Annotated in this window: 15 protein-coding genes; 6 read left to right on the top strand and 9 right to left on the bottom strand. The window is 60.5% G+C overall.

Features of this window, described 5'->3' with window-relative positions:
• Positions 1 to 128 precede the first annotated feature (128 nt).
• Positions 129 to 719, bottom strand: coding sequence for an HD domain-containing protein (locus AF70_RS23765; protein WP_028939963.1), 591 nt, complete (start codon positions 717 to 719; stop codon positions 129 to 131).
• Between the two features lie 101 nt (positions 720 to 820).
• Positions 821 to 1132 carry an Mpo1-like protein gene (locus AF70_RS23760; protein WP_019579529.1) on the bottom strand — a complete coding sequence of 104 codons (312 nt, stop codon included), beginning with the start codon at positions 1130 to 1132 and terminating at the stop codon, positions 821 to 823.
• Positions 1133 to 1290: 158 nt separating this feature from the next.
• On the opposite strand from AF70_RS23760, the gene AF70_RS23755 reads away from it, so the two are divergent.
• Positions 1291 to 2352 carry an AraC family transcriptional regulator gene (locus AF70_RS23755; RefSeq protein ID WP_204125149.1) on the top strand — a complete coding sequence of 354 codons (1062 nt, stop codon included), beginning with the start codon at positions 1291 to 1293 and terminating at the stop codon, positions 2350 to 2352.
• On the opposite strand, the gene AF70_RS23750 is transcribed toward AF70_RS23755, so the two are convergent.
• Positions 2309 to 3763, bottom strand: a complete 1455-nt coding sequence (locus tag AF70_RS23750; RefSeq protein WP_018929928.1) for a TrkH family potassium uptake protein — start codon at positions 3761 to 3763, stop codon at positions 2309 to 2311. The genes AF70_RS23755 and AF70_RS23750 overlap by 44 nt on opposite strands.
• Before the next feature lie 122 nt (positions 3764 to 3885).
• Here AF70_RS23750 and AF70_RS23745 point away from each other — a divergent pair, with 122 nt between their 5' ends.
• Complete coding sequence (locus tag AF70_RS23745; RefSeq protein ID WP_019579531.1) at positions 3886 to 4452, top strand: NAD(P)H nitroreductase; 567 nt, start codon at positions 3886 to 3888, stop codon at positions 4450 to 4452.
• Between the two features lie 82 nt (positions 4453 to 4534).
• Here the strand turns inward: AF70_RS23745 and AF70_RS23740 are convergent, their stop codons facing one another.
• The 6 genes from AF70_RS23740 to AF70_RS23715 all read right to left on the bottom strand — a co-directional run bounded on the left by AF70_RS23740 (position 4535) and on the right by AF70_RS23715 (position 8836).
• Entirely contained in the window at positions 4535 to 5875 is a 1341-nt protein-coding gene (locus tag AF70_RS23740) for a cell wall metabolism sensor histidine kinase WalK (protein ID WP_028939965.1), read from the bottom strand.
• Positions 5876 to 5942: 67 nt separating this feature from the next.
• Positions 5943 to 6392 (bottom strand): LTXXQ domain-containing protein, encoded by a 450-nt coding sequence (locus AF70_RS23735; protein ID WP_019579533.1) that lies wholly within the window; start codon positions 6390 to 6392, stop codon positions 5943 to 5945.
• 340 nt (positions 6393 to 6732) lie between these two features.
• Positions 6733 to 7410, bottom strand: a complete 678-nt coding sequence (locus tag AF70_RS23730; RefSeq protein WP_018929932.1) for a response regulator transcription factor — start codon at positions 7408 to 7410, stop codon at positions 6733 to 6735.
• Between the two features lie 7 nt (positions 7411 to 7417).
• Positions 7418 to 7828, bottom strand: coding sequence for a hypothetical protein (locus AF70_RS23725; RefSeq protein WP_028939966.1), 411 nt, complete (start codon positions 7826 to 7828; stop codon positions 7418 to 7420).
• A 110-nt stretch (positions 7829 to 7938) separates the two neighbouring features.
• Complete coding sequence (locus AF70_RS23720; protein WP_019579534.1) at positions 7939 to 8238, bottom strand: YciI family protein; 300 nt, start codon at positions 8236 to 8238, stop codon at positions 7939 to 7941.
• Between the two features lies 1 nt (position 8239).
• The gene (locus AF70_RS23715; RefSeq protein ID WP_007938527.1) at positions 8240 to 8836 is read right to left on the bottom strand and encodes a septation protein A; all 597 of its coding nucleotides are present in this window, start codon (positions 8834 to 8836) and stop codon (positions 8240 to 8242) included.
• Positions 8837 to 8923: 87 nt separating this feature from the next.
• Between AF70_RS23715 and AF70_RS23710 the strand changes: the two genes are divergently transcribed.
• From AF70_RS23710 to scpB, 4 genes are all read left to right on the top strand, one after another.
• A complete protein-coding gene (locus tag AF70_RS23710) occupies positions 8924 to 9787 on the top strand; it encodes a PHP domain-containing protein (protein ID WP_018929935.1) in 864 nt (287 codons plus the stop codon).
• Positions 9788 to 9800: 13 nt separating this feature from the next.
• Positions 9801 to 10430: an L-threonylcarbamoyladenylate synthase gene (locus tag AF70_RS23705; RefSeq protein ID WP_032831044.1), complete on the top strand. Its 630-nt coding sequence runs from the start codon at positions 9801 to 9803 to the stop codon at positions 10428 to 10430.
• A 66-nt stretch (positions 10431 to 10496) separates the two neighbouring features.
• Positions 10497 to 11255: a ScpA family protein gene (locus AF70_RS23700; protein ID WP_253548957.1), complete on the top strand. Its 759-nt coding sequence runs from the start codon at positions 10497 to 10499 to the stop codon at positions 11253 to 11255.
• Between the two features lie 11 nt (positions 11256 to 11266).
• Entirely contained in the window at positions 11267 to 12253 is a 987-nt protein-coding gene (gene scpB, locus AF70_RS23695; protein WP_028939967.1) for an SMC-Scp complex subunit ScpB, read from the top strand.
• The last annotated feature ends 16 nt before the right edge of the window (positions 12254 to 12269 follow it).

Below are 12269 nucleotides of genomic sequence, written 5' to 3'. Positions count from 1 at the left end.
GTGGTGAGGGGGCTTGCCCCCGTTCGGCTGCGCAGCAGTCGTAAAACCTACACACACGATCTAGGGATAATGGTTTTGGGGCCGCTTCGCGACCCAACGGGGGCAAGCCCCCTCGCCACAGTGTGGGGTCAGGCCGGCGCTTGTTCTTCCATCGCCGCCTTGTAGATCGAATGCTTCGGCTGCGTAAACAACCGCTCCATCATCGGTTCGAAAAAGCTCAGCGGCAGCGTGTCGTATGCCGGGTCAAACGCCGCCGCGTCGTACCGGGCGCAAAATTCGATGGTCGCCTGATACTGCGGATGAACGCTGAATTGCTCGCGCAAATGCCGGTCCATGCCCAGGTGATGGAAGAAGTAATAGCCCTGGAAAATCCCGTGTTTCTCCACCATCCACAGGTTCTCGGCACTGACGAACGGCTTGAGGATCGCCGCGGCGATGTCCGGGTGGTTGTAGGACCCCAGTGTGTCGCCGATGTCATGGAGCAAAGCGCAGACCACGTACTCTTCGTCGCGGCCATCGCGCCAGGCGCGGCTGGCGGTTTGCAGCGAGTGGGTCAGGCGATCCACCGGGAATCCGCCGAAATCACCTTCCAGTAACTTCAAATGCGCCACGATCCTTGTAGGCAATTGCCGGGCATAGGCGCTGAAGTCTGTGGCGATGATCGCCCAGTCTTCCTGCGTGCCGTCCTGCATGTGGGTAAAACGGGCGCGGGCATTCATCGGCTATCCTCTTGTTCTTATCGAAAGGGATGTTTGGAGTGTAGGGCTTGGATCCAGAGCGCTGCACTGGCTGCACAGGACGCTTTTGTGGCCAAAGGAGCCTAGAACGGCACACGACCTACAATCATGTCGCGGTACATGACGAAATCGCCGAGCAGGCTGTAAAAAGGATGCTGAAAGGTTGCAGGACGATTCTTCTCGAAGAAGAAATGCCCGACCCAGGCGAAGCTGTAACCGGCCAGCGGCAGGGCCAGCAACAGCCACCACGCGCCTTTGGCGATGGTCAGCGCCAGAATGACAATAACCAGCGTGGTGCCGACAAAGTGCAGTCGTCGGCAAGTGCTATTGCGGTGTTCGCTGAGGTAATACGGGTAAAACGCAGCGAAGCTGTTGAAACGTTTGATGTTTTCCACGACTGCGATCTCTGTGGTGTGTGTGCAGGCAACAAGTTGCGCTGCGGGTAGCCTATTTAAGTCTAGAGTGATCATAGGCATCAGCCAGTGACAATAGGCGCCACTTTAGTATCCTTGGGCATTGGGTCGTGGCATGCGGCCATCACGTAGTAAACGCCATGAGCGAACGAACGACTTCTGCAAGCTGGGCGATGGGGATTGTCAAAGCACTGGAAATGGACGGCCTGGATTGCCGGGTTTTGTTCAAGCAGCTAGGGCTCGACTATGCGGCACTGGATGATCCGGATGCGCGCTTCCCGCAAGATTCCATGACGCGGCTCTGGCAGCGCGCGGTCGAGTTGTCCGGCAACCCGGCGATCGGCCTGAACATGGGCAAGGTGGTGCGACCGGCGTCCCTGCACGTTGCCGGTTATGCCTTGATGTCCAGTCGAACCCTGGCCGAAGGCTTTCAACGTCTGGTGCGTTATCAGCGAATCATTGCCGAAAGTGCCGACCTGAGTTTACGTGTGCTGGATGAGGGGTATGCGCTGATCCTGACGGTGCATGGCGACCACTTGCCGCCGACCCGACAAAGCGCTGAAGCATCGTTGGCCTGTGCCCTGGCGTTTTGTGGCTGGTTGACCGGGCGCATGCTGCATCCGCGCAAAGTGCTGCTGCAGGGCGATCAACCCGTCGATCTCGAACCGTATAAGCAAGCCTTCCACGCGCCGATGATGTTCAACGCGCCCTATGACGCCTTGATCTTCGAACGCGCCGACCTGGAGGCGCCGTTGCCCACCGCCAACGAGGCCATGGCGCTGCTGCACGACCGCTTTGCCGGTGAATACCTGGCGCGGTTTTCCGAGAGCCGCGTGACCCACAATGCGCGGCAGGTGTTGTGCCGCTTGCTGCCCCAGGGCGAACCCAAGCGCGATGCAGTAGCGCAGGCGCTGCACCTGTCGCAACGCACCTTGCAGCGACGCTTGCAGGAAGAGGGCACGAGTTTTCAGTCGTTGCTGGATGACACGCGGCGTGAACTGGCCGAGCAATACCTGGCGCGACCGAGCATGACGCTGCTGGAAATTGCCTACCTGCTGGGGTTTGCCGATCCGAGCAACTTCTTCCGCGCCTTCCGACGCTGGTTCGACACCACCCCCGGCGAATACCGGGCGCGGCTGACGGAAGCGCTCAAGCCGGTCAGTGACGCCAGAACGCAGGGATACACAGAACAAACACCGTGATGATCTCCAGCCGACCCAGCAGCATGCCGAACGAGAGAATCCACTTCGCGGCATCCGGCAGGCTGGCGAAGTTACCCGCCGGGCCAATGGTTTCGCCCAACCCCGGGCCGACGCCGGACACTGTGCTGGCCGCACCGGTAAGGGCGGTCATCCAATCCACGCCGAGCAGCGACAGCAGTAGAGCGATCACGCAAATGGTGATGGCGAAAAAGAACGAAAAGGTCAGGATCGAACGTACGATTTCTTCGTCGAGACGGTGGCCGTTGTACTTCTGCTTGATCACCGCGCGCGGGTGAATCAACTGGTTAAGGTTGGCCTTGAGCAGAATGTAGGCCACCTGGAAGCGGAAAATCTTGATCCCGCCAGCGGTCGAACCCGAGCAGCCGCCAACAAACCCCAGGTAAAAGAACAGCATCAGCGAGAAGTTGCCCCAGAGGCTGTAGTCCCCGAGTGCAAAACCTGTCGTCGTCACCACCGACGTGACGTTCAGCGCCACATGCCGCAAGGCATCCAGCCAGTGCAACTGGGTGGTCCACCAGTACCAGGTGCCGAGCACCAGCCAGGTCACCAACAACATGCCGAGCAAGCCTTGTACCTGTTCATCCTTGATCAGCGCCCGACGGTTACCGCGTAACGTGGCGACATACAAGGTGAACGGCAAGGCGCCGAGAATCATGATGACGATCGCGACCCAATGCACCGCAGGCTCCGGCCATTTGGCCAAAGACTGGTCGGAGGTGGAAAACCCGCCGGTGGAAATCGCTGACATCGCGTGGTTGATCGCATCAAACGGGCTCATCCCGGCCCACCAGAACGCCAGGCTGCCGAAAATGGTGATGCCGACGTAGGTCGCAACGATCAAACGCGCCACCATGTGTGAACGGGGCATGACCTTTTCGGAACGGTCTGACGACTCGGTCTGAAACAGCCGCATGCCACCGATGCGCAGCAATGGCAGAATCGCGACCGCCATGCCGATAAAGCCGATCCCGCCGATCCAGTGCAGCAAGGAGCGCCATATCAGGATGCCGGGGGACATGGTGTCCAGGCCCGTGAGCACCGTCGAGCCGGTGGCGGTGATGCCGGACATGCTTTCGAAGAATGAGTCGGTGTAGCTGATGTTCTGGGTCAGCAGGAACGGCAGGGCGGCGAAGATGCACACCACCAGCCAGCTGCTGACGGTCAGCAGGTACATGTCTCGCGGGCGCAGATGGATGTGTTCGGGGCGCCCCGGAATCACCAGGGCCAGGCCGGCGACAAAGGTAATCATGCTGGCCCAGAGGAACGACGGCAGGTCGCTGGTGCGCTCGAAGATCACCAGGGTAGCCATGGGCACGGCCATGGAAATGGCCAGCGTGATCAGGAAGATGCCGATGATGAAACCAATGATCCGTAAGGTCGGCAACGCCATGAAGTCCGCTCGGGCTGAAGTAGGGAAGGGCGCCATTCTACCTGCGGGGCAGGGCATGTAAACCGACAGCCCTGTGGCAGATGCAGCTAGAATAGCCAGACATTTTTTCCAGGAGGTGGCCGATGCAGGCTCTCGACGCTTTGCTCAACCGTGTTTCCGTTCCACGACTGCTTGATCCGGCGCCCACTGCCGAGCAACGCGAAGTGCTGTTTGCCGCCGCGATGCGCGCGCCAGACCACGGCCACTTGCAGCCTTGGCGCTTCCTGACAGTCGAAGGCGCGGCGCGCGAGCAAATGGGCGAGTTGCTGGCCGAAGCGGCGAAGCTGCAAGACAGCGAGGTGTCAGAAGCCGCGCTGGACAAGGCCCGTAACGGCCCGCTGCGTGCACCGCTGGTGGTTGTGGTGATTGCGCGTTTGCAGGATCACGTCAAATACCCGAAATCCGAACAATTGTTGGCGGCAGGCTGCGCGGCTCACGGGATTTTGCTGGCCGCTTACGCGCAAGGCATTGGCGCCGTATGGCGCACTGGTGAGCTGGCCTATTCGCCGCATGTAGCCAAGGGGTTGGGTTTGGCCGAAGGGGAAGAGGTGATTGCGTTCCTTTATCTCGGTACGCCGCAGAAAGAACCGCGTGTGGCGGAGAAGGTTGATCTGGCCGAGTTTGTCAGCGCCTGGCCCGGTAAGGCCTGAATATCAAAAGATCGCAGCTTCGTTGCACTTGTAGGAGCTGTCGAGTGAAACGAGGCTGCGATCTTTTTGCATCACCCCCGATTTACGGCTGCACCACCGCCCCCGGCACCAACGGCAATTCCAGACTGGCAATAAACCCACCCTCAGGATGATTGGCCAGCACCAGACTGCCGCCATGCCGTTCCGCCGCACGACGTGCGATGGCCAGCCCCAAGCCATGCCCGGCCGTTGTCTGCCCCGGTGCCCGATAGAACGGTTCACCCAGCTGATTCAAATGTTCGGCCTCTACGCCAGGGCCGTGATCGCGCACGCTGACCACAATCCTGTCGCCCTGACGCGACGCCTGCATTTCGATCGGTTGCCCGACCGGGTTAAAGCGCTGGGCATTGCGCAGCAGGTTGTCCACGGCGCGCTCGATCATGGTCGGCCAGCCTCTGAGGTTCAGTTGAGGCTCGGCCTCAAGGCGCACGTTCTGCTCCGGCGAACTTAGCTGAGCATCCTTTTGCAGGGTATTGAGCAGTGCATTGAGATCCACTTCTTCGGCACTGGCGTTGTCGGCATCGACCCGCGCCAACACCAGGATTTCGCTGATCAGTGCTTCCAGTCGATCACATTCACGGGTCAGGCGCGGCCAGAGCTTTTCCCGCTCCTGGGGATTGGCCCGCTCGGCCAGTGCAAGCGCAATGCGCAGTCGGGCCAAGGGCGAACGCAACTCGTGGGACACATCACGCAGCAATTGCCGCTGACTGCCGATCAGGCTTTGCAGGCGCGCGCCCATGCGATTGAAGTCGTTGGCCAGCACACCGAATTCATCGCGGCGGTTAGCCAGTTGCGCCAGGCTGTTTTGCTGATACGTCGTCTGCCCCAACTCATGCACTGCGCCACGTAAACGGCTCAGCGGTCGGGTGATGGAGAAGGTCACCAGCAGGCTGAACAGGGTCAGTACCACCAGGGCGATACCCAGCGCGCTCAACGGCCAGAGCAGGCTTTCACGGTGCCAGGCGTCCAGTTCCGGGTGGGGAATGCGATAGATCAGCAGGTAGGTGTCGCCCGTCTTGGTGCTGGTGTATTCATCGGTCAGGCGTCGCCACGGCAGGCGCCGATCATCGTTTTGCTGCCGTGCTTCGAAGGCGGCTGCACGCCGAGGGAAGGTGCCGCGTACCACCGGGTCTCCTGCCTCGTTGAGCACCTGAACGTCGATGTGATATTGGCGCTTGCGCTGCTCCAGGATGTCCTGGGCGGCTTCTTCGCCCTGGCTTTCGTAAGTTTGCGTCCACTGTTCGGCCAGGGTATTGAGGCCCGGGTGGCGACTGAGAATCCACGCGTCCTGGTTGAGCATGTGTCCCAGCAAAATGGAAAGCCCTGCAACCAGAGCGATGGCCAGCCAGAAGCTGGCCAGGATACGCCAGAACAATGAGCGCACAGAAAATCCTCGAACAAAGAAAGCCCAACGGCGATTAACCGTTGGGCTGGATCGTGAACCTAGAACATTATTGCGCTTTTTGCGCTTGCTGCGCTTTCCAGGCCTTGAACTCGGCCCATTCGGCGCGACGCTCAGCTTGTTTCTTCTGGATCTCGTCGAATTGCTTCTGTTGATCCGGTTTCAGCAGGGCGCGAACGTCGGCTTCGGCTTTCTTGTGCTTGGCCTCCATCTCGTCTTTCAGGGCTTTCTGGTCGGCTGGCGAGAGTTTTTCCAGGTATTTGTCGACCAGTTGCTGACGCTCGTGCATCTGCTCGCCCATGATTTTGCGGATCTGCTCGCGCTGTTCGCGGCTCAGGTCCAGTTGGCTGTAAGGGCCTTTACCGTGCATGCCGTGCATCTGACCGCCGTGGCGTGAGCCGTCCATGTGATCACCCATCGGGCCTGTGCCTTCAGGCATGGCCATGGCAACGGTCGGCAGGGCGGCAGCAAACATCAGAGCGATAAGAGTCTTGCGCATGGTGTATCTCCTTGTCTCGTTCCCGGTACGTTCCGGATGTGTGCAGATTACGCAGATCAAGGTCAACGGCGGTCAGCGGAGCGTAAAGCTTGGGTAAAGACGGTTTTCTGTCTTCCTGACAATTCCGACACTTCGCCGATTTCTGTCAGATGAAATCTGGCCTTCGTAGCAGCTGTCGAGCCCCAGCGAGGCTGCGTTCGACTGCGCAGCAGTCGTAAAACCTGTTTGCACGTTCTTCCAGATACACCGCGTCAGGCGGATCACGACTGCTTCGCAGCCGAACGCAGCCTCGCTGGGGCTCGACAGCTGCTACAAGAGTCGAACGCAGACCCGATGGGTGTCAGAGGCTGTAGTAGTAACCGCGGCTGCGCAGGGCCACGATGCGTGGGCGGCCGTCGGGGTGTGGGCCGATTTTTTTGCGCAGGTTGCTGACGTGCATGTCCAGGCTGCGGTCGTACAGGGTCAGTTTGCGACCGAGGGCGATTTGCGCCAGTTCCTGTTTATCCAGCGGTTCGCCGGGCTGCTTGAGCAGGGCTTCGAGCAGTCGGCTTTCGGAAACGGTGAGGGTGAATTCCTGTTCATCGATGCTGACCACCCCGCGCACCGGGCTGAAGCACAGGTCGCCCAGCTCGAGCTGGCTGGAGACCGCCGTCGGATGACTGCGGCGCAACACCGCGCGCAGGCGGGCGGTCAGTTCCCGTGGGTCGCAGGGCTTGGCCAGGTAATCGTCGGCGCCCAGTTCCAGGCCGAGGATGCGGTCCAGCGGCTCGCCACGGGCCGACAGCATCAGCACCGGCAAATCCGGATGGTCGCTGCGCAGTTGCTTGAGCAGTTCCAGGCCGCTGCCGTCCGGCAGCATCACGTCCAGCACCACGGCCGCTGGAGACGTTTCGGCCAACGCGCGACGGGCGCTCTGGCCATCGTGGCAGGCGCGAACCTGAAAGCCTTCCTGGTTCAGCCAACTGCTCAGGAGCTCACACAGCTCCTGGTCATCATCAATTAGTAACAGCTCGCTCATGACTCACTCAATTTAGCCATTGCCTACGTTTTCTGGTGGCACCACTGGCGAAGATACCGCAGAGCAGGGCCAATAGCGCTACTGCCGCCCCAATGACGAACCACTGCTGCTGATCGGTCAGCAGGCGCGGTAGTGGGCTGGCCAGGGCTTCCTTGAGTTGCAGCTTCAGGCGCTGATTCTCCTGGCGCAACCGGCTCAGCTGGGCGCTTTCGCGTTCACCATCGGTGGTTTGCAATTGTTTGCTCAGTGTTTCTCGTTGCTGCTCGCTTTCTTTCAAGCGCTGCTGCAACTCGGTGATCTGGCTACCGGCGCTCAAGGACAGCGGCGTCGAATTACCGCCATTGGCGCTTTCTTCAGCATGGGCGGGCGCCATGATCGACAACGTCACCAACATCAGACACAACGGACCTTTGCGCATCGCAACTCCTGATTCCAATACGAGTATTGGGCAGGTTGTCGGCCGGTAAACGAGAATAATGAGCGATTGAACGTGCGATGAATCGATGAGACTCACCGCACGCGAGAACTTTACGGCAGGACTTGCTTGAACGGCTTGACCAGAACATTGGCGTAGACGCCTGCGGCAACGTACGGATCGGCGTCGGCCCAGGCCTTGGCGGCGCTCAGGGACTCGAATTCGGCGACGATCAGGCTGCCAGTAAAACCGGCTGCGCCCGGATCATTGCTGTCGACCGCCGGGTGTGGACCGGCCAATACGATACGGCCTTCGCCCTTGAGCACTTGCAGACGCTCAAGGTGCGCAGGCCGTGCGGCCAGTCGGGCTTCCAGGGAGTTGGCGACGTCTGTGGCAATGATTGCGTAAAGCATGTCAGTCCTCGGTTTTTGGCGTTGTGGTGTCGGCGTCGTGCAGGTGGCGGGACAGGTAGATGCCCTGGCCGACCAGGAACAGCAAAGTCATGCCCAGGCTGCCGAAGACCTTGAAGTCTACCCAGTAGCTCTGGAAGGTGAACGCGACGAACAGGTTGGCGGCACCGCAAAACAGGAAAAAACCGATCCAGGCGATGTTCAGACGGGTCCAGACCGGCTCCGGCAGAGTCAGCGCGTGGCCCATGATGCGTTTGATCAGCAGTTGGTCACCGACGAAATGGCTGCCGATGAACGCGAGGGCGAACAGCCAGTTGACCACCGGGGCTTTCCATTTCAGGAAGGTTTCGCTGTGGAACGCCAGGGTCAGGCTGCCGAAGACCAGGCAGGCAATGAGGGTCAGCCACTGGCTCTTCTCCAGCTTGCGCTGCTTGATGTACAGCGTGCCGTAGACCACCAGGGAGCTGATGATCAGCATCGCGGTGGCGCTGTAAATACCACCGACAGACAGTTGATGACCGCCAATGTCGACGACCCGCGGGTCGATTTTGAAGACGATGAAAAACAGCAGAAGCGGGATGAAGTCGATGAATTGTTTCACAGTGGCAGCCAGAAGCAGGATGTGGCGGCATAATAACAAACATATTGACGCGCGATAGCGTCAGCTGATTTGAGGTTACATAGTCCTGTGAATGTTGATTTGCACTGCCATAGCACGGCCTCCGATGGCGCCCTGGCGCCTGCGGCACTGGTTGCGCGTGCGTTCGAGAAAGGCGTGCGAGTCCTGGCCTTGACTGATCACGACACCCTTGAAGGCCTCGACGAGGCCCGTAGCGCCGCGACGGCGCTGGGGATGCAACTGGTCAACGGCGTCGAATTGTCCTGCACCTGGGGCGGGGCGACCATTCATGTGCTGGGCTACGGTTTCGACGTCAATGCCGCGCCATTGGTCGAGGCCATCGCCAAATTGCACGATGGCCGCTGGCTACGGTCCGAAGAAATAAGCCGCAAGTTGGCGTTAAAAGGTATGCCGGGGGCGCTTGACGGCGCCCGCGCCATTCAGCAGGAACTGGGCGACAGCGGCAACGCGCCGGCCCGTCCGCACTTCGCCGACTGGATGGTGCGCGAAGGTTTCGTCAAGGATCGCGCCGAAGCGTTCCGCAAATGGCTGGGCGCCGGCAAGCTGGGAGACGTCAAGCTGCACTGGCCGACCCTCGAAGACACCGTCGAGACCCTGCGCGCCGCGGGTGCCTGGGTTAGCCTGGCGCACCCTTGGCACTACGATTTCACTCGTAGCAAGCGTCGCCGCCTGATTTCTGACTATATTCAAGCCGGGGGCCACGCGATTGAAGTGGTCAATGGCCATCAGCCCGCCGAGCAAGTGGGCAGCCTGGCGATTCTTGCCCGTGAGTTTGGTCTGCTGGTCAGCGCCGGCAGTGATTTTCATGGCCCTGGAGGCTGGTCCGAGATCGGTGAATACCGCCCGCTCCCGGAGGATCTGCCACCACTGTGGTGTCGATTCAAACATGACCCAATTATTGCCGCCGTCTGAACAGGTAGAGAATGTGAGTCAATTTTTCCAGATTCATCCGGAAAACCCGCAAGCGCGCCTGATCAAACAGGCTGTCGAGATCATCCGCAACGGCGGGGTGGTGATTTATCCCACAGACTCTTCCTACGCCATTGGTTGCCAGATCGGTGACAAGACCGCCGTGGAGCGTGTGCGTCGGTTGCGTCAGCTGGATGAGAAGCACAACTTCGCGCTGATCTGCAGCGACCTGTCGCAGCTGGGGCTGTTCGCCAAGATCGACACCGGTACTTTCCGTCTGCTCAAGGCCCACTTGCCGGGGCCTTACACCTTCATCCTCAACGCCACCCGCGAAGTTCCGCGGCTGTTGCTGCACCCGAAAAAACGCACCATCGGCCTGCGCGTGCCGAGCCACCCGATTGCGTTGGCGCTGCTGGAAGAACTCGGCGAACCGCTGATGAGCGTGACCCTGATCATGCCCGGCGACACCGACCCGCTGACCGATCCCTACGAAATGCGCCAGTTGCTGGAGCATCAGGTGGACCTGATCATCGACGGCGGTTTCGGCGGAATCAAGGCGTCCACCGTGATCAGCCTCGCCGACGGCGAGCCGGAAGTCATCCGTGTCGGTTGCGGCGACCCTACGCCATTCATGGCCGAGGCGTAGATGTCTGCAGTAGAACCAGAACCCGTCGACAGCCAGGCCGGCGCCCAGCAAGAACTGCCCTTCGCCATGGTCTATGGCCAGGCGGTCATGGAAATGCCGCTGGACCTGTATATCCCGCCGGATGCGCTCGAAGTCTTTCTGGAAGCCTTCGAAGGCCCGCTCGACCTGCTCCTGTACCTGATCCGCAAACAGAACATCAACATCCTCGACATCCCGGTGGCGGAAATCACCCGCCAGTACATGGGCTATGTCGAGTTGATGCAGTCGGTGCGCCTGGAACTGGCCGCCGAGTACCTGGTGATGGCCGCGATGCTCGCCGAGATCAAGTCGCGGATGTTGCTGCCGCGGGCCGAAACCATTGAAGACGAGGAAGACGACCCTCGCGCCGAACTGATCCGCCGCTTGCAGGAATACGAACGCTTCAAGGCCGCCGCCGAAGGCATCGATGGGCTGAGCCGCGTCGGCCGCGATGTCGTGGTGCCCAAGCTCGACGCGCCGGAAGCCCGGGCGCGCAAGCTGCTGCCGGACGTGAGCCTGGAAGAGTTGCTGATGTCCATGGCCGAGGTCTTGCGCCGGGGCGACATGTTCGAAAGCCACCAGGTCAGCCGCGAGGCACTGTCCACCCGCGAACGCATGAGTGATGTACTGGAGCGGCTCAAGGGCGGCGGTTTCGTGCCCTTTGTCGAGCTGTTCACCGCTGAAGAAGGGCGCTTGGGGGTGGTGGTGACCTTTATGGCGATCCTCGAACTGGTCAAGGAATCCTTGGTCGAGCTGGTGCAGAATGAGCCGTTCGCGGCGATACATGTGCGAGCCCGAGCCGAATAACGAGTTGAATCATGAACCTGACTGAACCCCGCGAGCTGGCGCCACTGCTTGAAGCCTTTCTGTTGGCCTCGGGAAAACCGCAATCGCTTGAGCGCCTGTTCGAACTCTTCGAAGAAGGCGAGCGGCCTGAACCAGCGGTTTTCAAGAAAGCGCTGACGATTTTGGGCAAATCCTGCGACGGCCGAGCCTTTGAACTGAAGGAAGTCGCCTCCGGGTATCGCCTGCAGATCCGCGAAAAGTTCGCGCCGTGGGTCGGGCGCCTGTGGGAAGAACGGCCACAGCGTTACTCGCGCGCCATGCTCGAAACCATGGCCCTGATTGCCTATCGCCAACCGATCACCCGGGGCGAGATCGAAGACGTGCGCGGCGTGGCAGTCAACAGCCACATCGTCAAAACCCTGCTGGAGCGTGAGTGGATCCGCATCGTCGGTTACCGCGACGTGCCCGGCAAACCGGCGATGTTTGCCACCACCAAAGCGTTTCTCGATCACTTCAACCTGAAGAACCTCGACGACCTGCCGCCGCTGGCGGAGCTGCGCGAGCTGGAGCCCGAACCGATGCTCGAGTTCGACGACGCACCGGTGCCGGCCGGGTTGCAAGAATTGGCGGATGCCAGCGCCGAGCCGGAAGAGCCCAAGGAAGAAACCAGCTTCCACACGCTGTTGCTGGAACTGGACACCATGGAGGAGGGGCTCAAGACCGATTTCGACGATTTGTTGCGCGATGGCGAGTTGACCGAGACTGAAGAGGTATCGGAGCAGCCGGAGCCGGAAGTCGAGGTAGAGCTTCAGGTTGAGGCGTCAGTTGCTGACGAAGAAGAGCAGGAACCAGAGCCTGAGGATGACATTCTTGGCGTTGCCGAGGCTCGCGAGAAACTGCTGGCCGCGGTTGCCGCGCTTGAACAACCCAAGCCCGAACCTGAACTCAGCGATGAAGAAGCCGAAGCCCGGGCCCTGGCCGAAGCGATCGAGGCCGAACGCCGCCAGTTCGAGGATTGAAGTCCGCCAAAAGATC

This window comes from Pseudomonas sp. KD5 (assembly GCF_012932895.1).
Taxonomy (GTDB): Bacteria; Pseudomonadota; Gammaproteobacteria; order Pseudomonadales; family Pseudomonadaceae; genus Aquipseudomonas.
This window is presented reverse-complemented; position numbering and strand designations above follow the sequence as displayed.

What these genes read in the sequence shown, in the direction of transcription:
- AF70_RS23745 (WP_019579531.1), top strand. Translation starts at nt 3,886, where the DNA reads ATGCAGGCTCTCGACGCTTTGCTCAACCGTGTTTCCGTTCCACGACTG.
- AF70_RS23720 (WP_019579534.1), bottom strand. Translation starts at nt 8,238, where the DNA reads ATGCTTTACGCAATCATTGCCACAGACGTCGCCAACTCCCTGGAAGCC.
- AF70_RS23755 (WP_204125149.1), top strand. Translation starts at nt 1,291, where the DNA reads ATGAGCGAACGAACGACTTCTGCAAGCTGGGCGATGGGGATTGTCAAA.
- scpB (WP_028939967.1), top strand. Translation starts at nt 11,267, where the DNA reads ATGAACCTGACTGAACCCCGCGAGCTGGCGCCACTGCTTGAAGCCTTT.
- AF70_RS23700 (WP_253548957.1), top strand. Translation starts at nt 10,497, where the DNA reads ATGGTCTATGGCCAGGCGGTCATGGAAATGCCGCTGGACCTGTATATC.
- AF70_RS23765 (WP_028939963.1), bottom strand. Translation starts at nt 719, where the DNA reads ATGAATGCCCGCGCCCGTTTTACCCACATGCAGGACGGCACGCAGGAA.
- AF70_RS23730 (WP_018929932.1), bottom strand. Translation starts at nt 7,410, where the DNA reads ATGAGCGAGCTGTTACTAATTGATGATGACCAGGAGCTGTGTGAGCTC.
- AF70_RS23735 (WP_019579533.1), bottom strand. Translation starts at nt 6,392, where the DNA reads ATGCGCAAGACTCTTATCGCTCTGATGTTTGCTGCCGCCCTGCCGACC.
- AF70_RS23725 (WP_028939966.1), bottom strand. Translation starts at nt 7,828, where the DNA reads ATGCGCAAAGGTCCGTTGTGTCTGATGTTGGTGACGTTGTCGATCATG.
- AF70_RS23750 (WP_018929928.1), bottom strand. Translation starts at nt 3,763, where the DNA reads ATGGCGTTGCCGACCTTACGGATCATTGGTTTCATCATCGGCATCTTC.